A 23,704-nucleotide genomic window follows, 5' to 3' on the forward strand; every position below is an offset into this window, starting at 1 on the left:
CTGCCGGACGAGGGGCGCGCGGGGGTCGCAGGACACGACGTGGTGCGCGAGGCCGGCCGGGTACGGCAGCGCATCGGCCTGCTCGGCCAGCACGCGGCGCTCGACGAGGAGCTCGGCGGATGGCAGAACCTGGAGATGTTCGGGCGTCTCCACCACCTGGGCGCCCGCCGCGCGCGCGTGCGGGCCGATGAGCTCCTGGAGCGCTTCGGCCTCGCGGACACGGCGCGCAAGGCGGTGAAGCAGTACAGCGGCGGCATGCGGCGCCGCCTGGACCTCGCCGCTTCACTCATCACCGAACCGGAGGTGCTCTTCCTGGACGAACCGACGACGGGACTCGACCCGCGCGGCCGAGCGGAGGTGTGGAACGCGGTGCGTTCCCTGGTCGGCGGCGGCACCACCGTGCTGCTCACCACGCAGTACCTGGAGGAGGCGGACCAGCTCGCCCATCGCATCTCGGTCGTCGACCACGGCCGGGTCATCGCGGACGGCACGGCGGACGAGCTCAAGGCGAAGACGGGCGGCGACCGGATCGACGTGGTGCTGCGCGACGCTGGCCAACTGGGTGCGGCCGTCGCCTTGTTGCCCTTCGAGAAGACCGACATCTCCGTGGACACCGACCGCCGCCTCCTCAGTGCTCCGGTCACTGACCGAATGGCGGCGCTCGCCGGGGCGGTACGCGCCCTGGAGGAGGCCGGAATCGAGGCGGAGGACATCGCGCTGCGACGGCCGACGCTGGACGAGGTCTTCCTGCACCTGACCGGCAAGCCTGAGGAGGCCGCGTGAGTACATCGTTGAACTGGGCCGTCACCGACTCCTGGACCATGACCCGGCGTGAACTCGCCCACTGGGTACGGCAACCCGTGCAGGTCGTCGTGGGGCTGGTGTTCCCCGTGATGCTGCTGCTGATGTTCGGCTATCTGATAGGCGGCGGCAGCGGTATCGAAGGCGACTACCGCGAGTACCTGGTACCCGGCATGTTCGCGCTGACGATGACCTTCGGCCTGGACGCCACCATGGTCGCGGTCACGCAGGACCTGAACAAAGGGGTGATCGACCGGTTCCGGTCGATGCCGATGGTCAGCGGCACCGTACTCGTGGGCCGCTCGGCCGCGGACATGCTGCAGTCCGTCATCTCACTGGTGGTGCTGGTCGCTGTCGGGCTCGCGGTCGGCTGGACCTGGCACGGTTCGTTCGCCGCCTTCCTGGGCGCGCTCGGCCTGCTGCTCCTGCTGCGGTTCGCGATGCTGTGGATGGGCATCTACCTGGCCATGGTCGCGGGCAGGCCGGAGCTGGTGGTCGCCGTGCAGATCCTGGTCTGGCCGGTGGGCTTCCTGTCCAACGCCTTCGCCACACCCGAGTCCATGCCGGGCTGGCTGGGGGCGACCGTCGAGTGGAACCCCATGTCGGCGACGGCGACCGCGGTGCGTGAGCTGTTCGGGAACAAGGGCGGCGCGGTGAGCACGTCCTGGCCGGCCGAGCACGCCGAGCTGCTGGCGGTGGCGTGGCCGATCGCGCTGCTCGCTGTGTTCTTCCCGCTGGCGGTACGGAGGTTCGCGGCGCTGAGCAAGTAGGCGCCGGCCGGGCAGGCCTGAGCGAGCCTGGGCAGACAGCGGACGCGGGGCAGACAGCGGACGCGGGGCAGACAGCGGACGCGGGGCGGACAGCGGGCGCGGGAAAGTCGTCGGCGGGAAGTGGGAACCCGGTCGCGGCGAGCGGTGTACCAGAAATAGACGCTGCGCGGTGAGCGCGGCGGGGGCATCGGTTCGTCGCTGGTCGGGGGTTTGCATGGAGTCGGTGAAGGCGTGGGCGAAGAGGAAGGCGGTGGCGGTTCTCGCCGCCGTGCTGGGGGTTTCGGCGGTGTTGGGGGCATGCGCCGACGCGGAGCGGGGAGGGGACCGTGCGTCACGGGGCGCACGGCCCTCGGGGCCCTTACGGTCGGCGCCCGATCCCGCTCAGGACGGGGCGACGCCGCCCAGGGTCCCGTCGGCACTCCGACTACCCGGCAGCCCCTCCGGCGTCGGCTTCTCGGCGGACGGCGGCGGGTTCGCGCTCCTCGCGCAGTGCGGTGAGAAGCGCTGCCGGCAGAGCGTAGCCGTGCTGGACAAGGGCGCTGACGCATGGCGGCTCGTGCGCTCACCACTGCCTGACGCGACGGGCGACCTGGGGATAACGGTGGGGCTGACGGTGCTGGGCCCCGGCCGGGCGCTGATCACCGAGGGGCGGTGGCCGCCGACGTACCGGACCTGGTTCACGCGCGACGGCGGGCGCAGCTGGCGCACCGGTTCCGAGAAGCCCTCGGGGACGATTCCCGCGGTACCTGAGGGAGGCGCTCTGGTCCAGGACTGCGTGGAGCTGGAGGACGACGGAAACGGGTGCGCGCGGTCCCGGTTGCTCGCCGTCCTGCCGGCCACCGGTGAGTTCCGGGTGCTGGCCGCGCAGCCACCACTGGAGGGTGTGGTGAGTCCGGCGGGGGAGCAGGCCCACTTGGGGAACGTCCCCGTGCGGCCGACGGGCGAGCCGGCCGAGAAACTGCTCTTCGCCTCCGGCGCCGACCCGGACTCCGGCCTGTCCGCGCTGGCTGTCAGCGAGGACCGCGGGCGCACCTGGCGGACGACTCGGATGCCTGGGACCGAGAAAGGGGGATGGGGCATGAGCGTCGTCACTATGGAAGGCGTGCTGTACGCGGCGCAGCCGGGCCAGCTGCTCGACGAGCCCGATGTGAAGAACGGGCTCCTGGCCATCCACCGCAGCACCGACGGCGGCCACACCTGGCAGCGGATCTGGAAGCACCGTAAGGGGGTGGAGCCGCGCTCCAACCTCGGGGACCTGGTGTCCGCCACCGACGGGGGCCTCACTGTCTACGGCGAAGACGGCGTCTGGCGCAGTACCGATGGCGGCCGCACTTTCCAGCGGGTCAACGGCTCGCGAGGCCCCGCGGGCTCGGTCACCGCGACTCCGCTGGGCTATGTGTGGGCCGACAGCTTCGGCGTCGGGAGTTACCGCATATCCGCCGACGGCGTCCACTGGGACGCGTTCGAGCTGGGGGCCGGACGCTGACCAGGCACACACCGACCAGTGGTGGAAAGCCCAGTGGTGGAAAGCCCCGAGGCGGCAGCTGGGCCCCCTCAGTGATGGAACCCGGTCGCCGCCTCCTTGTCCCGAGTCGACGGATGCGGCTGTCGGCGCAGCTCGGGCAGCAGGCGGCCCAGGTCCTCGGTGAACAGCTCGGCGAGGTCGGACGAGAAGCCGTTGCGGCACACCACACGCAGCACGGAGAGGTCTTCACGGTTCGCGGGGAAGGTGTACGCGGGCAGCAGCCAGCCACGCTCACGCATGCGCCTGGACACGTCGAAGACGTCGTACGCGGTGACGTCCGAGCCGGTTGTGAAGGAAAATACGGGCAACTGATCACCCCGGGTGAGGAGTTGGAAATCGCCGAGCGACTCGACCCGCTCGGCGAGTCCCTGGGCGACGTCCCGTGTCGTCTGCTGCACGGCCCGGTAGCCCTCACGGCCCAGCCGAAGGAACGTGTAGTACTGGGCCACCACCTGCGCCCCCGGCCGGGAGAAGTTGAGCGCGAAGGTCGGCATGTCGCCACCCAAGTAGTTGACGTGGAAGACCAGTTCGTCCGGCAGTTCGGCGGCCGAGCGCCACAGCGCCCAGCCGACGCCCGGGTAGACCAGTCCGTACTTGTGCCCGGAGGTGTTGATGGAGGCGACACGCGGCAGCCGGAAGTCCCAGACCAGGTCCTCGTCGAGGAAGGGGGCGACCATCGCACCGGACGCGCCGTCCACGTGGACGGGGATGTCCAGACCCGTGCGCGTCTGCAACGCGTCCAGAGCGGCGCAGAGTTCGGCGATCGGCTCGTAAGACCCGTCGAAGGTGGAGCCGAGGATGCCGACGACCCCGATGGTGTTCTCGTCGCACAGTTCGGCGGCGGCCCCCGGGTCGAGGTGGAAGCGGTCGCCCTCCATGGGGACTTGGCGGGCCTCGACCTCCCAGAAATTGCAGAACTTCTCCCAGCAGACCTGCACGTTGACACCCATGACGAGATTCGGGCGGGCCCCCGGATACCGGTCGGCGTTGCGGTGGGCCCAGCGGCGCTTGAGGGCCATGCCCGCGAGCATGCAGGCCTCGCTGGACCCTGTCGTCGAACAGCCCACGGCGGCGGCCGGATCCGGCGCGTTCCACAGGTCGGCGAGCATCGCCACGCACCGCCGCTCCAGCTCGGCCGTGCGCGGATACTCGTCCTTGTCGATCATGTTCTTGTCCCGGCACTCGCCCATCAGCACCCCGGCCTGCGGTTCCATCCAGGTGGTGACGAAGGTGGCGAGGTTGAGACGGGAGTTGCCGTCGAGCATCAGCTCGTCGCGCACGAGCTGATACGCGGTAGTCGGTGGCAGCGGCCCGTCCGGCAGCCGGTGCTTGGGTGGGGCCTGCGTCATGCCGCCGACCGGATTCGCCTCCCCGTAGAACGGGTTGACGGCCAGAGGGCGCTCGTCGGGCTTCTCGGGGCCGGTGTGGAGCGGCATGGTGCCTCCGGTGGGTCGATGGGTGGGGCCGGGCTGGATTCCATGGTGAGCCACCATCCGTCATAAGCGGGTAAAGCTGGCATAGCGTCCGGTGGATTGTCGGCATGGCGCCCGGTGGATTCGGGCTTGCACCTCACGCGGCGTCAGGGCGCAGGCTGAGGTGCGTACCGAAAAGGAGGGAGCGGAGGCGATGAGCTATTCCGTGGGACAGGTCGCCGGTTTCGCCGGGGTGACGGTGCGGACGCTGCACCACTACGACGAGATCGGGCTGCTCGTACCGAGCGGGCGCAGCCACGCGGGCCACCGGCGTTACAGCGACGCCGACCTCGACCGGCTGCAGCAGATCCTGTTCTACCGGGAGCTGGGCTTTCCGCTGGACGAGGTCGCGGCCCTGCTCGACGACCCGGAGGCGGACCCGCGCGCGCATCTGCGCCGACAGCACGAGCTGTTGACCGCCCGGATCGAGAAGCTGCAGAAGATGGCCGCGGCCGTGGAGCACGCCATGGAGGCACGCAAGATGGGCATCAATCTCACGCCCGAGGAGAAGTTCGAGGTCTTCGGGGACAAGGACCCCGACGAACATGCCGAGGAGGCCGAGCGCCGCTGGGGAGGCACGGAGGCGTACGCCGAATCGCAGCGTCGCGCCGCCGGTTACACCAAGGACGACTGGAAGCGGATGCAGGCCGAGGTGGCCTCCTGGGGCGGGCGCTACGACGCCCTCATGGAGGCCGGTGAGCCCGCCACGGGGGAGCGGGCCATGGCCATGGCCGAGGAGCACCGGCAGCACATTGGTCAGTGGTTCTACGAGTGCTCGTACGGGATGCACCAGGGCCTCGGCGAGATGTACGTGTCCGACGAGCGGTTCAAGGAGTTCTACGACTCCATGCGCCCGGGGCTCGCCGAACACCTGAGGGACGCGATCGCCGCGAACGCCGCGCGCCACGCGTGAACGGGGCCCGGCCCGGGCTCACTCCCGGGCCGGAGCCTGCGCGGCTGAGGGCTCACGGTTTTGTCCCAGTTCGCTCACAGTGCATGCCGGGTATGCCGGGGGAACCTGGTTCCGTCGTCCTGCGTTGATAGCTTTGGGTCGGCTACAGCTTGACGCCCCGCACCTTCCACCACCCTTCAGGAGCCCGGAACCGTGACGACGCTTGCCCTCGGACCAAGCTGGTTGGACCCGGACTACCTGCTCGACTCGTTCGGCATCTGGGGCTTGCTCCTGATCGTCTTCGCCGAGTCCGGCCTGCTCATCGGCTTCTTCCTGCCGGGTGACTCCCTGCTGTTCACAGCGGGTCTGCTGATCACCTCGGACCAGCTGGACTTCCCGCTGTGGGCCGCCATTCTCCTGATCTGCCTCGCCGCGATCCTCGGCGACCAGGCGGGCTACATGTTCGGCAAGAAGGTCGGCCCTTCGCTGTTCACCCGCCCGGACTCCCGTCTCTTCAAACAGGAGAACGTGGTCAAGGCCCACGAGTTCTTCGAGAAGTACGGCCCGAAGTCGCTGGTCCTGGCCCGGTTCGTGCCCATCGTTCGCACGTTCACGCCGATCATCGCGGGCGTCAGCGGCATGCGGTACCGCTCGTTCCTCACGTTCAACATCATCGGCGGGGTGCTCTGGGGCGCGGGCGTCACCCTGCTCGGCTCCTGGCTGGGCAAGATCGAGTTCGTCGAGAAGAACATCGAGCCGATCCTGCTCCTGATCGTCCTCATCTCGGTGGTGCCGATCATCATCGAGTTCATGCGGGCCCGGAGTAAGTCCAAGAAGGCGGCGGCCGAGGGCCCCGTGGACCCGACGAATCCGGCAACCCCTCCGACGCAGCCGCAGCGCGGACGGCACGCCAAGCGCTGATCGCCCACTCCGTAGGCGCATGAAAACTCCGTAGACGTACGAAAACGGAAAACGCCCACTACGGAGACGTACGAAAACTCGACGGAGACGTACGAAAACTAGAACCCGCGCGTCCGCTTGGCCGCGCGGCGCCCCGCCGAGCTGGCCGCTCCCGGCACCCGCAGGAACAGCCGGGAGATCTCGGAGCCCAGGTTCACGCCGATCGCGATGGCCATCGCGAGGGCGGCGGCCTTGGTGAGGGACACCAGCCCCGCGTCGACGTTGTTCTGGGCGATCGCGAGGAGCCCGAAGTACGTGGCGGAACCGGGCAGCAGCGGCCCGATCGCGGCGGTCGTGTACGGGAGCGCGGACGCGAACCGGTAGCGCGACAGGAGCTGCCCGAACAGGCCGACCACGCCGGCGGCGACGGCCGTCGAGGCGACCGGTGAGATCTCGCCCGCGTAGTGCATCGCGCCGTACACGCTCCAGGCCACGCCGCCGTTGAGCGACACCAGTAGCACGGTGGATCGTTCCTGCTGCAGCAGCACCGCGAAGGCGAGCGACAACAGCATCGACGCGGCGATCTGCGCCACCGGCCGCTCGGCGAACAGCAGCGCCGCGTCCGGATTCAGCTCGACGCCCAGCTTCACACCGAAATACAGGACGACCAGGACACCGATGACGACACCCACGAAGAGGTACATGACCTCAAGGAGGCGGGCCGCCGCGGTGATGTAGTAGCCGGTCAGGCCATCCTGCACGCCCGCCACCAGTGCCCGCCCGGGCATCAGCGCGAAGAGACCACCGGTGATCACCGCGGAGGCGCGCACCTCGACATTCGCGAGCGTGAGCGCGATCCCGATCGCGGCGGGCGGCATCGCGGCCACCGTGAACTGGTAGAACTCCGGCAGCCCGCGCCCCGAGCACAGCCACGCGAGCCGGTCGCCCAGCACCGCGCCGAGAGTGGCCGCCACGAAGACGACCAGGCCACCGCCGACGAGCATGGAGGCCGCGCCCGCGAGGAGGCCGGAGGCCCCGGTCAGCGCCCAGCCGTTGTACGGGTGACGGTTTCGGCGTATCTCCGCGAGGCGCCGGTAGGCCTCCTCCAGGGAGATCTCGGTCTCGTCGTCGCTGATGTCGTCGACCAGCTGGAACACCGCCGCGAGCCGCGTGTAGTCGGTGCCCCGGCGGCGTACCGTCCGTGACGCCGTCACCGGATCGTCCACCAGCGACGGCTGGTACGAGATGGACAGCAGCGTGAACGTGACGTTCGGCTCGCAGCGGTCCAGGCCGTACGAGCGGCAGACGGCGAACATCGCCGCCTCCACGTCCTCGGCGCCCTCCCCGCCCGCGAGCAGCAACTCGCCGATGCGCAGCGTCAGGTCGAGCACGCGCGGAACCGCAGGGCCCTCGTCCTCCGCCTTCTGCACGATCTCGGGCACGGGCCGCTCGGCGACCGGCATACGCAGCATCGTGCGCATCCGGTCCTGCCAGGGGATGTCCTTGGTCAGGTCGACCCGGGGGATGCCCAGGGGCGGCGTGAAGGCGGGGGCCCGGTACGTACGGGGCGTGTTGAAAGCCGAGCCCTCCGGCTCGGTGGTCGGCGGCTCGGGCGGCGCGAGCCCCACCGGAATCGCGAACTCCGACGTCGTGTGCGACTCGTCCTCGATCGCCGGGGCCACACCGGGCGGTTGCGTGAACGCACTCCTCGCCTCGTCCGACTGCGGCTTGCGGTCTTCCGCCTCCGGCTCCGTCACCCCACGACTCCCGACTCGCACCTCCAGTAGGCCCCAGTATGAGCACAGGCATGCGAACGGGCCGCGCGCACCCGGCGTACGGCCCGTAACAGCGGCCTTCTTCAAAGAAGCCGGCGATCAAGAAGCCGACGACCTAGAGGGGGCGCTCAGTGACCGCCCGTCTCCTTGAAGCGCTTGTACGACCGCTCGATCTCGGCCTCGGCGTCCGTGCGCCCCACCCAGTTGGCGCCCTCGACGGACTTGCCGGGCTCCAGGTCCTTGTAGACCTCGAAGAAGTGCTGGATCTCCAGACGGTCGAACTCCGACACGTGGTGGATGTCCCGCAGGTGCTCGACGCGCGGGTCGTGCGCCGGAACGCAGAGCAGCTTGTCGTCGCCGCCGGCCTCGTCCGTCATGCGGAACATGCCGATGGTGCGGCACTGGATGAGGCAGCCGGGGAAAGTCGGCTCGTCCAGGATGACGAGGGCGTCCAGCGGGTCGCCGTCCTCGCCGAGGGTGTTCTCGACGAAGCCGTAGTCGGCCGGATAGCTGGTCGACGTGAACAGGCGACGGTCCAGGCGGATCCGACCGGTCTCGTGGTCCACCTCGTACTTGTTCCGTGAACCCTTCGGAATCTCGATCGTGACGTCGAACTCCACCGGTGGCTCCTCCATGATCAGCACATAGTTCTGGTGGTTAAGTGTCCCTCACGCAGGTGTGTGATCGCGAAAGGGGCTGGTGGTCGTGCCAGAGCTGAAAGCTTGGCGGGCCGCGAGACCGCATGTGGTGCGGGTCGCGCGATCCGTGAAGCCGCAACTCGTACGGGCCCTCGGAGCCGTGAAACCACCACTCGTCCGGGCCGCGGGAGCCGTGCGACCGCTGGTGACGCGGCCATCGACCGCGCAGTTCACGGCGGGCGCCGCCACCCTCGGACTCGCCCTCGCGATCACCGTGGTCACCGCGGCCGGGCCCTGGGACTCCACCGGTCAGCGTACGGCGGAGCGCGACTGGGCCGCATCGCGGGAGCGCGCAGGTGGCGCAGATCACGGCCATGTGTCCGGTACGTCCGGAAAGTTGCCGCAGCCCGCGCCCAGTGCCGCAGCTGTGCTCACCGGACTGGGCGGCTCCGTCGGCTCCGTACCGTCTCCCACCGAGAAGGCCCTCGCCGACATCCTCGGCCCGCTCCTCGACGACGCCTCGCTGGGCTCCGAACGCTCGGCCGCCGTCGTCGACATGACCACCGGCAAGCGCCTGTACGGCAAGGGCGAAGACGACGCGCTGACCCCGGCCTCCACCACGAAGATCGCCACGGCCGTCGCGGCGCTCACCGCGGCAGGCGCCGACCACCGCATCGCGACCCGTGCGGTCCTCGAACCGGACACCCAAGAGGTCGTCCTCGTCGGCGGCGGCGACCCCACGCTGACCGCCCGCGAGGAGACGGCCGGCAACGCGAGCCTGCGCACCCTGGCCGACGACACCGCCCGCGCCCTCAAGGCCCGCAAGCTGGGCGAGGTGACCGTCTCCTTCGACACCTCGCTGTATGCGGGCCCCACCGTGCACCCCATCGGCCCCAACGCCAACCTCGCCGCGGTCAGCGCCCTGATGACCGACGAGGCCCGCCTGGACGACTCCTCCAGCGGCCCCGCGGACCGGAGCAGGGACCCGGCGGCCGACGCGGCCCGGAAGTTCGCGGACCTCCTCGAGGACCGCGGCATCAAGACCAAGGCCCCCGGCCCCTCCAAGGCGACCGGCCGCGCCAAGGCCCTCGCCACCGTCGAGTCCCCGCCCCTGTCCGCCCTGGTCGAGCGCATGCTGACCAGCAGCGACAACGACATCGCCGAGGCCCTGGCCCGCCAGACCGCCCTCGCCTCCGGCGAACCGGCGAGCTTCGAGGGCGGCGCCACGGCGATCCGTAAGCAGCTGAAGAAGCTCGGACTGCCCCTCGAAGGAACCCGGTTCGCGGACGGCAGCGGCCTGGACCGCGCCGACAAACTCACCGCCGACCTGCTCACCGCCCTGTTGGCCGAGGCGGCCGACCCGGCCCGCCCCGACCTGCGCCCGGTCCTCACCGGCCTCCCGGTGGCCGGATTCACCGGCACCCTCGTCAAGCGTTACGCCGACCAGCCCGGCACCGGCGTCGTACGCGCCAAGACGGGCACCCTCACCGGCGTACACACCCTCGCGGGCACGGTGGTCGACAGCGACGGCCGCCTCCTCGCGTTCGCCTTCCTGACGTCTTCGGACCGGCCCATGGACCCGACGGCCACCCAGGCGGCCCTGGACCGCCTGGCGTCGACCCTGGCGGGCTGCGGCTGCGATTGAGCATTGGGGCGCGCTCCGTCAGGGGGCCTTGTCAGGCCGCGCCCCCAAAAGGGGCGCGCGGAACCGCGCGCCCGGCCACAGCCGACCCGCACTTTGAGGACCACGGCACTTCCCCCGGCCCGTACTCCCTGCCCCCAGCGGCAGCGCTCACGTACGGTTGACGCATGACGAGCATCGGTGGTGCGGAGATGGTCGACTGGAATCTCGCGGTGGCGACCGCGACCCGGCTCGTACGGCCGGGCCCAGAAGTGAGCCGCGACGACGCCCGAGCCGTCGTCGCCGAACTGCGCAAGCATGCCAAGGCCTCGGAGGAGCACGTCCGCGGTTTCACGCGGATGGGCGGCGACGACCTCCGCGACACCCCCATCCTCGTCGTCGACCGCCCGGGCTGGGTCCGGGCGAACGTCGCGGGGTTCCGGGAAATCCTCAAGCCGCTGCTCGACAAGATGCAGGAGCGGCGCGGCAGCACCCCCGGCGGAGCCGTCCTCGGCGCCGTCGGCGGCAAGGTCACCGGCGTCGAGCTGGGCATGCTGCTGTCCTTCCTGGCCTCCAGGGTCCTCGGGCAGTACGAGACCTTCGCCCCGGCCACCCGGGACCTCCCGGCCGGTGAGAACGGCGGAGGCAGGCTCCTCCTGGTGGCGCCGAACATCGTGCACGTGGAGCGCGAACTCGACGTCCAGCCCCACGACTTCCGGCTCTGGGTCTGCCTGCACGAGGAGACCCACCGGACGCAGTTCACGGCCGTGCCCTGGCTGCGCGACCACCTCGAGGGCGAAATCCAGTCTTTCCTGGGCGAGACCGAGGTCGACCCCATGACCGTCCTGGAGCGCATCCGCGAGGCCGCCCAGTCGCTCGCCGGCGGCCGCCCCGAGGGCGAGGAGGGCGACGACGGCCGGTCCATCGTGGAGATCGTGCAGACCCCTGCCCAGCGGGAGATCCTCGGCCGTCTGACCGCCGTGATGTCCCTCCTGGAGGGCCACGCCGACTTCGTGATGGACGGAGTCGGCCCCGAGGTGGTCGCGTCCGTCGCCGAGATCCGCGAGAAGTTCCAGCAACGACGCGCCCGCGGGGCCTCCCGCCTCGACCTGGCGCTGCGCAAGCTGCTCGGCCTGGACGCCAAGCTGCGCCAGTACCGGGACGGGGAGCGTTTCGTACGCGCCGTCGTGGACGAGGTCGGCATGGACGGGTTCAACCGCGTGTGGACCTCGCCGAACACGCTCCCGACCAAGTCGGAGATCGCCAAACCGGCGGACTGGGTCGCGCGGGTGCACCGTAAGGCAGAGTCGTGAATTGAATCCGGCCGACGGCAGATGAACGCCCCTTCAATCACCCGTCCGAGGGACCGTTGGCGATGGGTAGGCGTGCAATGCTCGGGGAACGGCCCTGTTCTGTCACCATCTACACACTCTGAGTGACCGAACTTCGGGCTCACCCCCCGACAATTTCATGAAGGGAACCGGACATGGGTCCCCATCCTGCGGTCGCGGCGATACGCCTGGCGGTCCGCCGCGTCCTCCACGACGTCCTCACCGACCACGCCCCTGACCAGACCTCGCACGAGCCGCCGCCCCCGCCGCTCGTGCTCGTCGCGTGCTCCGGCGGCGCCGACTCCATGGCCCTGGCCTCCGCCCTCGCCTTCGAGGCTCCCAAACTCGGCATTCGCGCCGGTGGCGTCACCGTCGACCACGGTCTGCAGTCCGGTTCCGACGTGCGCGCCGCCGAGGTGGTGCTGCGTCTCACCGAGCTCGGGCTGGCCCCGGCCGAGGCCGTCACCGTCAGCGTCGGCCGCGACGGCGGACCCGAGGCCGCCGCCCGCGACGCCCGGTATTCGGCCCTGGACGCCGCCGCGGAGAGCCATGGCGCCGCCGCGATCCTCCTCGGCCACACCCGCGACGACCAGGCCGAAACCGTCCTGCTCGGCCTCGCCCGCGGCTCCGGCATCCGCTCCCTCTCCGGAATGGCAGCCGTCTCCGGGGGACCGGGCGCCACCCGCCGATACCGCCGCCCCTTCCTCCACCTCGACCGGCAGACCGCCCGCAAGGCCTGCATGGTCCAGTCCCTGCCCGTCTGGGACGACCCCCACAACGCCGACCCGGCCTACACCCGCTCCCGCCTGCGCCACGAGGGACTGCCCGCCCTGGAGAAGGCACTCGGCAAGGGTGTCGTCGAAGCCCTGGCCCGTACGGCCCAGCTGTCCCGAGACGACGCCGACGCCCTCGACGCCTGGGCCGGCCAGGCCGAGGCCACCGTGCGCGACGCGGCCGGCCTCCTGGAGTGCGCCAAGCTGTACGCTCTGCCGCCCGCCGTGCGGCGCCGCATCCTGCGCCGCGCCGCCATCGAGGCCGGGGCGCCCGCCGGTTCGCTGTTCGCCCGGCACATCGAGGAGATGGACCGGCTCATCACCGGCTGGCGCGGCCAGGGAGCCATCAATCTGCCGGGCAAAGTCGTCGCCCAGCGGCAGGGTGGCAGACTGGTGATTCGGCAAGGCTGAAAAAGGGTCCCCCTTAGGGGAGTGACTCTCCCGAAAGGGCAACCCCTTCGGGAGCGGCTCCTCTCCGAGGAGGGTCGGGAAGCAGCCGGTGGGACGACCGAAAGTGATGCGGGTGGACGCGAAAGACATGAGTACCGACCTCAAGTCGGTGCTCATCACCAAGGAAGAGATCGACGCGAAGCTGGCCGAGCTGGCAGCGAAGATCGACGCGGAGTACGAGGGCAAGGACCTGCTGATCGTCGGAGTCCTCAAGGGCGCCGTGATGGTCATGGCGGACCTGGCGCGTGCCCTGTCCACCCCGGTCACCATGGACTGGATGGCGGTGTCCTCGTACGGCGCGGGCACCCAGTCCTCCGGCGTGGTGCGGATCCTCAAGGACCTCGACACCGACATCAAGGGCAAGCACGTCCTGATCGTCGAGGACATCATCGACTCGGGGCTGACGCTGTCCTGGCTGATCTCCAACCTCGGCTCGCGTGAACCGGCCTCCCTCAAGGTGTGCACGCTGCTGCGCAAGCCGGAGGCGGCGAAGGTCGCGATCGACGTGGAGTGGGTCGGCTTCGACATCCCGAACGAGTTCGTCATCGGGTACGGCCTCGACTACGCGGAGAAGTACCGGAACCTCCCGTTCGTCGGTACGCTCGCGCCCCACGTCTACGGCGGCTGAGGCACCCTGAGAGGGCAGCGCTCGCCGACAGGTGACGCAGCCCTCACGGGCCACCGGGAACCCCAGCGGGTTTCGCGCCGTTGGAGCATGCGTAGACGGGTTTGTCAGCCGGACCGTGCGGCTTCGGGTGACAATGCTGGGGTACCGTCCGAAGAACAGTCTTATCAAACTCACTATGGCAGGAGGGACGGGGCGGCACCGCTCCGTATGGATGGACGTGAAGCGATACTTCCGTGGGCCGGTCATGTGGATCGTGCTGGCCGTCCTTGCCGTGGTCGTGTTGATGCAGGTCGTCGGCTCGTCCGGCGGCTACAAGACGGTGGACACCGGCCAGGTCGTCCAGGCGATCAATGACAACAAGGTCCAGCAGGCCAAGCTCACCACCGGCGACGAGGCGACCATCAAGGTCGAGCTCAAGGACGGCGAAAAGATCGAGGGCAGCTCGAAGATCCAGGCGAGCTACATCGGCGACCAGGGCGTTGCCCTGGCCAACACCCTCCAGACCAAGTACCAGGACAAGCAGATCACGGACGGCTACACGGTTTCGCCGACCAAGCAGAACGCTTTCGTCGGCATCCTGCTGTCCCTGCTCCCCTTCGTCCTCATCGTCGTCGTCTTCCTGTTCCTGATGAATCAGATGCAGGGCGGCGGCTCCCGGGTCATGAACTTCGGGAAGTCCAAGGCGAAGCTCATCACCAAGGACACCCCGAAGACGACGTTCGCGGACGTCGCGGGCTCGGACGAGGCGGTCGAGGAGCTCCACGAGATCAAGGAGTTCCTCCAGGAGCCGGCGAAGTTCCAGGCCGTCGGGGCGAAGATCCCCAAGGGCGTGCTCCTGTACGGGCCTCCCGGTACGGGCAAGACGCTGCTCGCGCGTGCTGTCGCGGGCGAGGCCGGGGTCCCCTTCTACTCGATCTCCGGGTCCGACTTCGTCGAGATGTTCGTCGGTGTCGGTGCCTCCCGAGTCCGTGACCTGTTCGAGCAGGCCAAGGCGAACGCTCCGGCGATCGTCTTCGTCGACGAGATCGACGCCGTCGGCCGGCACCGCGGCGCCGGTATGGGCGGCGGTCACGACGAGCGCGAGCAGACGCTGAACCAGCTGCTCGTCGAGATGGACGGCTTCGACGTGAAGGGCGGCGTCATCCTGATCGCCGCCACGAACCGGCCCGACATCCTGGACCCGGCTCTGCTGCGCCCCGGCCGCTTCGACCGCCAGATCGCGGTCGACCGTCCGGACATGCAGGGCCGTCTGGAGATCCTCAAGGTCCACCAGAAGGGCAAGCCGGTCGCTCCGGACGTCGACCTGTCCGCAGTGGCGCGTCGCACGCCGGGCTTCACCGGCGCCGACCTGTCGAACGTGCTGAACGAAGCGGCGCTGCTCACCGCGCGCGGCAATCTGAAGCTGATCGACAACCACATGCTGGACGAGGCGATCGACCGTGTGGTCGCGGGCCCGCAGAAGCGGACCCGGATCATGTCGGACAAGGAGAAGAAGATCACCGCGTACCACGAGGGCGGTCACGCCCTGGTCGCGGCGGCTTCACCGAACTCCGATCCGGTCCACAAGATCACGATTCTCTCCAGAGGACGTGCTCTGGGCTACACGATGGTCCTGCCCGACGAGGACAGGTACTCCACGACGCGCAACGAGATGCTCGACCAGCTGGCGTACATGCTGGGCGGGCGCGCGGCCGAGGAGCTCGTCTTCCACGACCCGACCACGGGCGCTGCGAACGACATCGAGAAGGCCACCGCAACGGCCCGCTCGATGGTCACGCAGTACGGCATGACCGAGCGGCTCGGCGCGATCAAGTTCGGTGGTGACAACACCGAGCCGTTCCTCGGCCGTGAGATGGGTCACCCGCGCGACTACTCGGAAGAGGTCGCCGCGCTCGTCGACGAAGAGGTCAAGAAGCTCATCGAGAACGCGCACAACGAGGCCTGGGAAATCCTGGTCGAGAACCGCGACGTCCTCGACGCGCTGGTGCTACAGCTGCTGGAGAAGGAGACGCTGAGCAAGGAGCAGATCGCTGAGATCTTCGCTCCCATCGTCAAGCGCCCGGCCCGTCCCGCGTGGACCGGCTCCTCCCGGCGCACGCCGTCCACCCGCCCGCCGGTGCTCTCCCCCAAGGAGCTGTCACTGACGAACGGGGCGAACGGCGCGACCCCGGCGATCACCGCGAACGCGAACGTCTCCGCCGAGGCGCAGGCGCTCCCGGTGACCGAGCCGGCCCCCGAGGACCGCTCCGAGAGCTGACCCCGGAGGCCTCACCAGGCCCGGAATGACTGCCGCGTCCCCCAGGTTCTAGCCTGGGGGACGCGGCATTTCGGTATGCCGGCGGCGACGCGCGTGGTCCGTACGCGTGAGCGGCACAGAAACGAGGCACCAGATGACCGACCCCGTGACGCTGGACGGCGAGGGCACTATCGGCGAGTTCGACGAGAAGCGCGCCGAGAACGCCATACGAGAGCTGCTGATCGCGGTGGGGGAGGATCCGGACCGCGAGGGGCTGCGGGAGACGCCCGGCCGCGTGGCGCGCGCGTACAAGGAGATCTTCGCGGGGCTGTGGCAGACGCCCGAGGAGGTCCTGACGACGACGTTCGACCTCGGCCACGACGAGATGGTCTTGGTGAAGGACATCGAGGTGTTCTCGACCTGCGAGCATCATCTGGTGCCGTTCAGGGGCGTCGCGCACGTCGGCTACATTCCGGCCACCACCGGCAAGATCACGGGGCTGTCCAAGCTGGCCCGGCTCGTGGACGTCTATGCCCGTCGGCCACAGGTGCAGGAACGACTCACCACGCAGATCGCCGACTCGCTGATGGAGATCCTGGAGCCGCGCGGCGTGATCGTCGTGGTGGAGTGCGAGCACATGTGCATGTCGATGCGCGGCATCCGCAAGCCGGGAGCGAAGACCATAACGTCGGCGGTGCGGGGGCAGTTGCGGGATGCCGCGACTCGTAATGAGGCTATGAGTCTCATCATGGCGCGGTGACGCTCCGCTGAGGTGCGGGGGAGTACGGCGCGTCGGTAGGTGCGGGTTGGTTGTGGCTGGGCGCGCCCACGCGGCGGAGCCGCAAATGTCACAGCCCCGCGCCCCTTACGGGCGCGCCCCGTAAGGGCCGCGCTCCCGGCAGGGTCGCGTTACGCCGCCGGAGCCGCCGTCCCCCCGTTCGTGTCGTCGTCCTCCGGGAGCTTGCAGACGCGCTCCAGGAAGAAGGCGGCCGCTATGACGGCGATTCCTGCCAGGACGGAGAAGCCGGCGTAGATGGCCTGGTCGCGGCGGGCCGGGACGTCGAGGGACTCCAGGAGGAAGGCGCCCGTGCCGCCGTACATACCGGCGACGAGGGCCGCCACCAGGGCGCTGGCCTGGCCGAAGACGACCGCGCGGGCGGCCATCAGGGGGTCGACGCCCTTGGCACCCGGGCGACGCTCTCGCTGGGCCTTGAGACGGGCTCGTAGGGAGAGTGCCGTGGCCAGCAGGACTGCGGCGATCAGAGCGAGGACGATGGGGGCGGCCAGGGGGACCCGGGGAAGCGTGCCCACCGAGTTCCACAGGCGGGCACCCGCCCAGGACAGCACCCCGGCGATGACGAACACCGCGGCCAGCGTCCTGATGCGCAGCTCTTTCACTCAGTTCCCCTCGTGATTGCATGTCCCGGCCACGGCGGTCCGGCCGGCGGTCCGGTCCGCGGCGCAGCCGCTGTCGGATGCGGCGTCCCCGGGAGGACGCAGCCACTCTGACTCTGCCCTTCGGCCAACCGCCTGTGGTGGTCTCGACCTTAACGACTACTCGGGCAGCTGGAGTTCCAGGTCGGCGCGGGGCGCGACACCTTCCCGGGGGACGGCGGCGAGCAGCCCCGCCACGGGGCCGCGGCCGGGCAGCTGCGCCTCGGGATCCACGTCGTACCAAGGGGCGAGGACGAAGGCGCGCTCGTGGGCGCGCGGGTGGGGGAGGGTCAGGTCCGGGTCGTCGGAGACGACATCCGCGTACGCCACGATGTCCACGTCGATCGTGCGCGGGCCCCAGCGCTGGTCCCGTACGCGGTGGAAGGCCTCCTCGACCGCGTGCGCCCGCTCCAGGAGCGAGGAGGGCGGGAGGGTGGTCCTGAGTACGACCACCGCGTTGAAGTACGTCGGCTGGCTGCCGGGTTCGACGCCCCACGGCTCCGTCTCGTACACCGGAGAGACCGCCTTGACGCGGACGCCCGGTGTGTCCTCCAGGGCGTCGATGGCTCCCTGGAGGGTCTCCAGGCGGTTGCCGAGGTTCGAGCCCAGGGAGAGCACGGCACGCCTCGGGTTCTGCAGGGTCGTGTCGGCGGCGTCCACGCGCTCCACCACGGAGGCGGGCACCGGCTGTACGGTCGGGTCGCTCTGGCCCTCGGTGAACGCGTTCATACTCGGCTCCGGGTGATGGTGACGGTCACGTCGTCGAAGGGGACCGTGATCGGGGCGTCCGGTTTGTGGACGCACACCTCGACCTCCTGGACCCCGTCGTGCTTCAGGCACGCCTGGGCGATGCGCTCGGCGAGCGTCTCGATGAGGTTCACCGGCTCGCCCTCGACGACGGCCACGACCTCCTCCGCCACGATGCCGTAGTGCACGGTCTTCGCCAGGTCGTCGTCGGCCGCGGCCGGCCGGGTGTCCAGGCCCAGCCTGAGGTCCACGATGAAGGTCTGGCCCTCTTCGCGTTCCTTGGGAAAGACACCGTGGTGCCCGCGGGCCTTGAGGCCGCGCAGCGCGACACGATCCACGCGAATCACTCCTGCAATCGTCGGTAACGGCTGGCTCGTCCGAGTGCCATCGGCACTCTCCCCACTCTCGGCTCCTCCCCACTCTCGACTTCGCTCGAGCGGGGGGACCCCCATGAGCGGGGGAGACCCCCATGCCTCAATGGAATCTACCTGCGAGCACTGACAGTGCTCGCCCACAGAGGGCTCGGCCCAGGTGGGGACCAGGAGGTTCATCGAGTGTTTTCCTGGGGGAACGCGGCGGCTCACGGGCTGGTAGCCGCCCATACCCAGGGGCCGGTGATCTCAATCCCTACTTGGCCCCTACCCACTCAAGCGGGGGACTCGTCGTCCTCTTCCTCGCCGGATTCGGCCAGTACCGGGGAGGCGTGGTGCGACCAGAGTTTCCAGCCCTCGGGTGTGCGGCGGAACACATTCGTGGCGACCACGAGCTGACCAACGAGCGGCCCGAGTTCGTCGCTGTCCTCGGGCGAGGGGCCGCCGCTGAGAATGTTCTCGGTACAGGTCACCAGGGCGGTGTCGCCGGTGACCGAAACGCGCACGTCGGTCAGGAAGAACTGGATGTACTCGGTGTTCGCCATGATCAGCGCGTACGACCGCAGGACCTCGCCGCGGCCGTTGAGCACCGGCCACCCGGGGTGGACGCAGGAGACCTCACCGGCCTGCGCGGGGTCGTGGTACTCCTCGTCCTGGCCCAGGTCGGACGGGGTCAGCCAGAGCGACGACAACTCCTCGAAGTCGCCCCGCTCCATCGCCTCGTAAAAGGCGGTGTTGGCGAGTTCTACCTGCTCGACGTCCGTGTGGGGCGCGCTCACCGGTCTCCTTCTGCGGCCAGGGCGCCTTCCACTGCCCGGGCGACCCGGACGGCGTCGGCGGTGGCCCGCACCTCGTGGACGCGGACGGCCCACGCGCCCTGATGGGCGGCGAGCGCGGAGACGGCGGCGGTGGCCGCGTCGCGTTCCCGGGCCGGCGGCGGGGCGCCTTCCGGGCCCGCCAGTACACGGCCGAGGAACCGCTTGCGGGAGGCCGCCACCAGCAAGGGGTGGCCGATCTCCCGGAGGCGGTCGACGTGGGCGAGCAGGGCCAGGTCGTGCTCGATCTGCTTGGAGAAGCCGAGGCCCGGGTCGACGACGATGCGGTCCGCGGCGATGCCGCCCGCCAGAACGGCCTCCACGCGCGCGTGGAGCTCGTCGACGACTTCGGAGACGACGTCCTCGTACCGCCCCTGTATGTTGCCGCCCTGCAGGAAGCCGCGCCAGTGCATGACCACGAAGGGGGCGCCGGCCGCGGCGACGACGGGGATCATCGCCGGATCGGCGAGGCCGCCGCTGACGTCGTTGACGAGTGCGGCGCCCGCGGCGAGCGACTGCTCGGCGACCGAGGCGCGCATCGTGTCGACGGAGACGGTGACGCCTTCGGAGGCGAGGCCGCGGACGACCGGGATGACGCGCTTGAGCTCCTCGGCCTCGTCGACGCGGGTGGCGCCCGGGCGGGTGGACTCGCCGCCGACGTCGACCAGGTCCGCGCCCTCCGCGACCAGTTCGAGGCCGCGCTTGACGGCGGCCGTCGTGTCGAACCAGCGACCGCCGTCCGAGAAGGAATCGGGGGTCACGTTCACGACCCCCATGACCGCGCACCGGTCCCACTCCGGAAGCCCCGCGACTTGGCCTCGCCCGCTCTTCTTGCTCATGCGTCCAGCGTAGGCCCCCGGCGGTAAGGCGGTTGGTCGCCCTTGGTGGGTGCGGGCTCGTCTTGTTCGGCGGCTGTCGGCGGCTGTTCGTCGTCGGTGGCTGGGGCGTCTTGCCGCTTCGCGGCTTGCCTTCCCGCCCGCTCGTCCGCTGTCCGCTGGCCCCCGCCCGCCAGCCCACCCGTGGCCCGGGACCCCGGGAGTCAGCCGACCGCCCCGCGGCACGGGGGAGTGCGTCACGAGGCGGCCGGGGTCTTCGTGCGGCCGGGAGGCGGTGCCGGGGAGGCGGGGGCGGTTACGCCGCTCGTACGTCCCGTTCCGTCACTCCGTGTGGGCACGGGCGCGGAGTCGTCGCGCGGCGGCGCAGGACGCGGGGGAGGGCGAGGTTGACGAAGCCCTCGGCCTGCATGGCGGCGAAGCCGATGCGGAGGAGGTCGCGGGAGGAGCGGTAGACGACGAAGCGTGGCTCCCAGCGGGGGCGGAACTTCGCGTTGAACTTGTAGAGCGACTCGATCTGGAACCAGCGGGAGAGGAACACCAGCAGGCCGCGCCAGGCGCGCAGGACCGGGCCCGCGCCGATCTTCTCGCCGCGCGCCAGGGCCGAGCGGAACATCGCGAAGTTCAGGGAGACGCGGGTGATGCCCAGGCGGGGAGCGGCCTGGAGGGCCGCCACGATGAGGAGTTCGTTCATGCCGGGGTCCGCCGAGCGGTCGCGGCGCATGAGGTCCAGGGAGACCCCGTCGGTGCCCCAGGGGACGAAGTGGAGTACGGCCTTGAGGTCGCCGTACGGGCCGGGTTCGGGGTCGGCTTTGTGGGCCGTCGCGATGAGGCAGTCCCCGTCCGACGGGTCGCCGATGCGGCCAAGTGCCATGGAGAAGCCGCGCTCGGTGTCGGTGCCGCGCCAGTCCTCCGCGGCACGCCGGATCCGGTCCAGCTCGCCCTCGCCCACGTCACGGATGTGCCGTACCCGGGTCTCGTAACCGGTCCGCTCGATGCGCTTCACCATCTGGCGCACATTCCGCATGGCGCGCCCCGCCAGGGAGAAATCCGCGACGTCCACCACCGCCTCGTCGCCCAGTTCGAGGGCGTCGAGGCCGGTTTCCCGCGTCCAGACCTCGCCGCCCGTCTCGGAGCAGCCCATGACGGCGGGCGTCCAGGAGTGGGCCTTCGCCTCGTCCATGAAGCGCTCGATCGCGCCGGGCCAGGCCTCGACGTCGCCGATCGGGTCGCCGCTGGCGAGCATCACTCCGGAGACGACGCGGTAGGTGACGGCGGCCTTGCCGCTCGGTGAGAAGACGACCGCCTTGTCACGGCGGAGCGCGAAGCAGCCGAGCGAGTCGCGGGCGCCGTGCTTCTCCAGGAGGGCGCGCAGCCGTGTCTCGTCGTCCTCCGTCAGGCGCGCGGCGGGGTGTTCGGGGCGGAACGCCAGGTAGATCGTGGTCACGGCGGTCAGCAGGCCGAGCGCGCCGAGGGAGACGGCCACCGTCCAGGACGTGGCGCCCTTGTAGTCGACGGGGCCCTCGAAGCCGAACAGGCCGTACAGGACGTGGCTGATGCGGTCCGCGAGGCTCGGACTACCGAGCATGCGGTCCGGGTGGACGCTGACAATGACCAGGCCGAGGGCGAGGGAACCGGCCCCCATGAGAACGAAGTTGGCGAGTGCGCGCCAGCGGCTGCGCGGGTCGGGCAGCGCCGAGAACTCGCCGCGGTGGCGCAGCAGCGGCGCGAGCAGGGCCAGCGAGATGAGGACGCCGATGAGCGAGTGGCGGTACGTGAACTGAGCGAGGGCGCCGAGCGGCAGCAGCACGACGGCTGCCCGCCACGCCCTCCGCTTGCGTCGGCGCAGACCGTGGGCGAGCAGGAGCAGCAGGACGCCCGTACTGAGCGACAGGGCGGCGGCGAAGGGGCCGAGCGCGCCGGGCAGCACCTCGGCGAGCGTGTGCATCCGGCTGTGGCGGAAGCGCGGGAAGACGCCCGCGGCGATGTCCAGGAGCCCGACGAGCGTGCAGGCCCTGGCGACCAGGGCGGGGACGGCCTCGGGACGCGGACCGCGGAGTACGCCCCGCAGTCGGCCCGTTCGGTCCGGAACCCCGCCCGACATTTCCCCATCTATCCTGACAGACATCGCATCCCGTGGTTCTGCGAGAGACCTTGAATCCGGTGCCAATCCGGCATCCGGTCACATTGCGCCCTCTAGGACGGTGTCTTGAGGAGGCAGGTTCACTCGCCTCTGGAAATCCGTTCCAAAAGACTGGGAAAGGCCAGGGGCGAAGCGCCGTGCGGGACGCGGCGCCGGGCACCGGCCGGAAAGCGCAGGCGGCACAGCCCATGGGTCTCACTAGCAACAAGGTGCTGGCACTGGCGGTTCTCTTCGCGGTGCTGCTGTTCGTCGGCACGGTGTGGTTCTGGCCACGGCTCGCCCGCCGCGGCTGGCGTGCCGTGGCAGGGCGGATCGGTCTGCTGCTGGCCACTCAGGTCGTGGTCTTCGCGTCGATCGGCCTCGGTGCCAACCAGGCCTTCGGCTTCTACGCCAGCTGGGCCGACCTCTTCGGCCAGGAGTCCGGCCAGGGCGTGGTGGTCGACCACGACGCCGGCGGCCCGCTCCAGGTGGTCGACACGCGACAGGTGGACGTCTCGGGCGGGGGCGGGGCGAGGCCGGAGATCGGCGGCCAGATCCAGAAGGTCGACATCGTGGGCCGGCGGACCCACATCGCGACCCCCGCGTACGTCTATCTGCCGCCGGAGTATTTCCAGCCGCAGTACCGCACCCGTACGTTCCCGGCCGCGGCCGTGCTCACCGGCTATCCGGGCACCGCCGAGTCACTCATCCACGGTCTGCACTACCCGCGGACCGCCCACGAGTTGGCGAAGAACGGCCGGATGCAGCCAATGATCCTGGTCATGCTGCGGCCGACCGTCGCGCCGCCGCGCGACACCGAGTGCGTGGACATTCCCCGTGGTCCGCAGACCGAGTCGTTCTTCGCCAAGGACCTGCCCGAGGCCATAACGGCCCACTACAGGGTGGACGGGAAACCCGGGAGCTGGGGCATCGTCGGTGATTCCACGGGTGGTTACTGCGCACTGAAACTCGCGATCCACCACCCGGAGACGTACGCGGCGGGTGCCGGCCTGTCGCCGTACTACAGGGCGCCGATCGACCCTACGACCGGCGATCTCTTCCACGGTGACAAGGAGTTGCGCAGCAGCGCCGACCTCATCTGGTACATGAAGCACAGGCCCGCGCCCGATACGTCGCTGTTGGTCAGCAGCAGCAAGCAGGGCGAGACCAATTACAAGGAGACGCTGAGGTTCATCGACTTGGTCAAGGCGAAGAAGCCGACACGGATCTCGTCGATCATTCTCGACAGCGGCGGCCACAACTTCAACACCTGGCGACGCGAGATTCCGGCGACTCTGCAGTGGCTCAGCGGGCGGCTCAGCGACCGCTGACTGGGCCTCCGGGAGATTGGCGGTTGGGGGAGTGGGGCGGTGTCTTCGCTGGTGTTGGCGGCGCGGGGGCGGTGTCGGACATGGGTGTCCGACGAAGGAAGCGGCCTTCGCTTTTCAAGTCTCTTTCGGATCGGGGAAAGCCGGGCCTCAAGCCAGGACCGCGGCCAGTGGCGAATGCGAGGAGCGGCCCTTCCGCACGCCGGGCCCGGAGAAGACGTACGGCATTGACGTCACCGGAA

The 23,704-nt window shown here is 70.0% G+C and carries 21 protein-coding genes; 12 read left to right on the forward strand and 9 right to left on the reverse strand.

Annotated features, from left to right (window positions below; translation table 11 throughout):
• The 3 genes from ACTWQR_RS34275 to ACTWQR_RS34285 all read left to right on the forward strand — a co-directional run.
• On the forward strand, nucleotides 1–783 hold a 783-nt coding region (locus tag ACTWQR_RS34275; protein ID WP_443231106.1), incomplete at its 5' end, for an ATP-binding cassette domain-containing protein.
• Between the two features lie 38 nt (nucleotides 784–821).
• Entirely contained in the window at nucleotides 822–1,571 is a 750-nt protein-coding gene (locus ACTWQR_RS34280; RefSeq protein WP_443231171.1) for an ABC transporter permease, read from the forward strand.
• Between the two features lie 214 nt (nucleotides 1,572–1,785).
• A complete protein-coding gene (locus tag ACTWQR_RS34285; protein WP_443231107.1) occupies nucleotides 1,786–3,057 on the forward strand; it encodes a WD40/YVTN/BNR-like repeat-containing protein in 1,272 nt (423 codons plus the stop codon).
• Between the two features lie 68 nt (nucleotides 3,058–3,125).
• On the opposite strand, the gene ACTWQR_RS34290 is transcribed toward ACTWQR_RS34285, so the two are convergent.
• On the reverse strand, nucleotides 3,126–4,532 hold the full coding sequence (locus tag ACTWQR_RS34290; RefSeq protein ID WP_443231108.1) for a glutamate decarboxylase: 1,407 nt from the start codon (nucleotides 4,530–4,532) through the stop codon (nucleotides 3,126–3,128).
• Nucleotides 4,533–4,722: 190 nt separating this feature from the next.
• Between ACTWQR_RS34290 and ACTWQR_RS34295 the strand changes: the two genes are divergently transcribed.
• Together ACTWQR_RS34295 and ACTWQR_RS34300 are read left to right on the forward strand one after the other, a co-directional pair.
• A complete protein-coding gene (locus ACTWQR_RS34295) occupies nucleotides 4,723–5,481 on the forward strand; it encodes a MerR family transcriptional regulator (RefSeq protein ID WP_443231109.1) in 759 nt (252 codons plus the stop codon).
• A gap of 192 nt (nucleotides 5,482–5,673) precedes the next feature.
• Entirely contained in the window at nucleotides 5,674–6,381 is a 708-nt protein-coding gene (locus ACTWQR_RS34300; RefSeq protein ID WP_443231110.1) for a DedA family protein, read from the forward strand.
• A 98-nt stretch (nucleotides 6,382–6,479) separates the two neighbouring features.
• Here the strand turns inward: ACTWQR_RS34300 and ACTWQR_RS34305 are convergent, their stop codons facing one another.
• Together ACTWQR_RS34305 and ACTWQR_RS34310 are read right to left on the reverse strand one after the other, a co-directional pair.
• On the reverse strand, nucleotides 6,480–8,117 hold the full coding sequence (locus tag ACTWQR_RS34305) for a threonine/serine ThrE exporter family protein (RefSeq protein ID WP_443231111.1): 1,638 nt from the start codon (nucleotides 8,115–8,117) through the stop codon (nucleotides 6,480–6,482).
• 146 nt (nucleotides 8,118–8,263) lie between these two features.
• Complete coding sequence (locus tag ACTWQR_RS34310; RefSeq protein WP_033321679.1) at nucleotides 8,264–8,755, reverse strand: inorganic diphosphatase; 492 nt, start codon at nucleotides 8,753–8,755, stop codon at nucleotides 8,264–8,266.
• A 79-nt stretch (nucleotides 8,756–8,834) separates the two neighbouring features.
• Here ACTWQR_RS34310 and dacB point away from each other — a divergent pair, with 79 nt between their 5' ends.
• The 6 genes from dacB to folE all read left to right on the forward strand — a co-directional run bounded on the left by dacB (nucleotide 8,835) and on the right by folE (nucleotide 16,572).
• Nucleotides 8,835–10,418 (forward strand): D-alanyl-D-alanine carboxypeptidase/D-alanyl-D-alanine endopeptidase, encoded by a 1,584-nt coding sequence (gene dacB / locus ACTWQR_RS34315; protein ID WP_443231112.1) that lies wholly within the window; start codon nucleotides 8,835–8,837, stop codon nucleotides 10,416–10,418.
• A gap of 164 nt (nucleotides 10,419–10,582) precedes the next feature.
• The gene (locus ACTWQR_RS34320; protein ID WP_443231113.1) at nucleotides 10,583–11,707 is read left to right on the forward strand and encodes a zinc-dependent metalloprotease; all 1,125 of its coding nucleotides are present in this window, start codon (nucleotides 10,583–10,585) and stop codon (nucleotides 11,705–11,707) included.
• A gap of 173 nt (nucleotides 11,708–11,880) precedes the next feature.
• Nucleotides 11,881–12,909, forward strand: a complete 1,029-nt coding sequence (gene tilS / locus ACTWQR_RS34325; protein WP_443231114.1) for a tRNA lysidine(34) synthetase TilS — start codon at nucleotides 11,881–11,883, stop codon at nucleotides 12,907–12,909.
• Nucleotides 12,910–13,015: 106 nt separating this feature from the next.
• Nucleotides 13,016–13,576, forward strand: coding sequence for a hypoxanthine phosphoribosyltransferase (gene hpt, locus ACTWQR_RS34330; RefSeq protein ID WP_443231172.1), 561 nt, complete (start codon nucleotides 13,016–13,018; stop codon nucleotides 13,574–13,576).
• Nucleotides 13,577–13,787: 211 nt separating this feature from the next.
• Nucleotides 13,788–15,833 carry an ATP-dependent zinc metalloprotease FtsH gene (gene ftsH, locus ACTWQR_RS34335; protein ID WP_443231173.1) on the forward strand — a complete coding sequence of 682 codons (2,046 nt, stop codon included), beginning with the start codon at nucleotides 13,788–13,790 and terminating at the stop codon, nucleotides 15,831–15,833.
• A gap of 133 nt (nucleotides 15,834–15,966) precedes the next feature.
• Nucleotides 15,967–16,572, forward strand: a complete 606-nt coding sequence (gene folE, locus ACTWQR_RS34340) for a GTP cyclohydrolase I FolE (RefSeq protein ID WP_443231115.1) — start codon at nucleotides 15,967–15,969, stop codon at nucleotides 16,570–16,572.
• A 149-nt stretch (nucleotides 16,573–16,721) separates the two neighbouring features.
• Here folE and ACTWQR_RS34345 read toward each other — a convergent pair whose 3' ends face one another.
• From ACTWQR_RS34345 to ACTWQR_RS34370, 6 genes are all read right to left on the reverse strand, one after another.
• Entirely contained in the window at nucleotides 16,722–17,210 is a 489-nt protein-coding gene (locus tag ACTWQR_RS34345; protein ID WP_443231116.1) for a DUF3180 domain-containing protein, read from the reverse strand.
• Nucleotides 17,211–17,366: 156 nt separating this feature from the next.
• The gene (folK, locus tag ACTWQR_RS34350; protein WP_443231117.1) at nucleotides 17,367–17,975 is read right to left on the reverse strand and encodes a 2-amino-4-hydroxy-6-hydroxymethyldihydropteridine diphosphokinase; all 609 of its coding nucleotides are present in this window, start codon (nucleotides 17,973–17,975) and stop codon (nucleotides 17,367–17,369) included.
• Nucleotides 17,972–18,331: a dihydroneopterin aldolase gene (gene folB, locus ACTWQR_RS34355; protein ID WP_443231118.1), complete on the reverse strand. Its 360-nt coding sequence runs from the start codon at nucleotides 18,329–18,331 to the stop codon at nucleotides 17,972–17,974. Before folB ends, folK begins: the two co-directional genes overlap by 4 nt.
• A 308-nt stretch (nucleotides 18,332–18,639) precedes the next feature.
• A complete protein-coding gene (locus ACTWQR_RS34360; RefSeq protein ID WP_443231119.1) occupies nucleotides 18,640–19,143 on the reverse strand; it encodes a nuclear transport factor 2 family protein in 504 nt (167 codons plus the stop codon).
• Nucleotides 19,140–20,018 carry a dihydropteroate synthase gene (folP, locus tag ACTWQR_RS34365; protein ID WP_443231120.1) on the reverse strand — a complete coding sequence of 293 codons (879 nt, stop codon included), beginning with the start codon at nucleotides 20,016–20,018 and terminating at the stop codon, nucleotides 19,140–19,142. Before folP ends, ACTWQR_RS34360 begins: the two co-directional genes overlap by 4 nt.
• Nucleotides 20,019–20,310: 292 nt before the next feature.
• A complete protein-coding gene (locus tag ACTWQR_RS34370; RefSeq protein WP_443231121.1) occupies nucleotides 20,311–22,116 on the reverse strand; it encodes a phosphatidylglycerol lysyltransferase domain-containing protein in 1,806 nt (601 codons plus the stop codon).
• 227 nt (nucleotides 22,117–22,343) lie between these two features.
• Here ACTWQR_RS34370 and ACTWQR_RS34375 point away from each other — a divergent pair, with 227 nt between their 5' ends.
• Nucleotides 22,344–23,465: an alpha/beta hydrolase gene (locus tag ACTWQR_RS34375; RefSeq protein ID WP_443231122.1), complete on the forward strand. Its 1,122-nt coding sequence runs from the start codon at nucleotides 22,344–22,346 to the stop codon at nucleotides 23,463–23,465.
• Nucleotides 23,466–23,704: the final 239 nt, after the last annotated feature.

The organism is Streptomyces sp. 2A115, assembly GCF_052245575.1.
In the GTDB taxonomy this organism is placed as follows: domain Bacteria; phylum Actinomycetota; class Actinomycetes; order Streptomycetales; family Streptomycetaceae; genus Streptomyces.

Bases quoted from the DNA above. Each gene is read 5' to 3' on its own strand.
- ACTWQR_RS34280 (WP_443231171.1), top strand. From the start codon at position 822: ATGACCCGGCGTGAACTCGCCCACTGGGTACGGCAACCCGTGCAGGTC.
- ACTWQR_RS34285 (WP_443231107.1), top strand. From the start codon at position 1,786: ATGGAGTCGGTGAAGGCGTGGGCGAAGAGGAAGGCGGTGGCGGTTCTC.
- ACTWQR_RS34290 (WP_443231108.1), bottom strand. From the start codon at position 4,532: ATGCCGCTCCACACCGGCCCCGAGAAGCCCGACGAGCGCCCTCTGGCC.
- ACTWQR_RS34295 (WP_443231109.1), top strand. From the start codon at position 4,723: ATGAGCTATTCCGTGGGACAGGTCGCCGGTTTCGCCGGGGTGACGGTG.
- ACTWQR_RS34320 (WP_443231113.1), top strand. From the start codon at position 10,583: ATGACGAGCATCGGTGGTGCGGAGATGGTCGACTGGAATCTCGCGGTG.
- tilS (WP_443231114.1), top strand. From the start codon at position 11,881: ATGGGTCCCCATCCTGCGGTCGCGGCGATACGCCTGGCGGTCCGCCGC.
- hpt (WP_443231172.1), top strand. From the start codon at position 13,016: ATGCGGGTGGACGCGAAAGACATGAGTACCGACCTCAAGTCGGTGCTC.
- ftsH (WP_443231173.1), top strand. From the start codon at position 13,788: ATGGACGTGAAGCGATACTTCCGTGGGCCGGTCATGTGGATCGTGCTG.
- folE (WP_443231115.1), top strand. From the start codon at position 15,967: ATGACCGACCCCGTGACGCTGGACGGCGAGGGCACTATCGGCGAGTTC.
- folK (WP_443231117.1), bottom strand. From the start codon at position 17,975: ATGAACGCGTTCACCGAGGGCCAGAGCGACCCGACCGTACAGCCGGTG.
- folP (WP_443231120.1), bottom strand. From the start codon at position 20,018: ATGAGCAAGAAGAGCGGGCGAGGCCAAGTCGCGGGGCTTCCGGAGTGG.
- ACTWQR_RS34370 (WP_443231121.1), bottom strand. From the start codon at position 22,116: ATGTCGGGCGGGGTTCCGGACCGAACGGGCCGACTGCGGGGCGTACTC.
- ACTWQR_RS34375 (WP_443231122.1), top strand. From the start codon at position 22,344: ATGGGTCTCACTAGCAACAAGGTGCTGGCACTGGCGGTTCTCTTCGCG.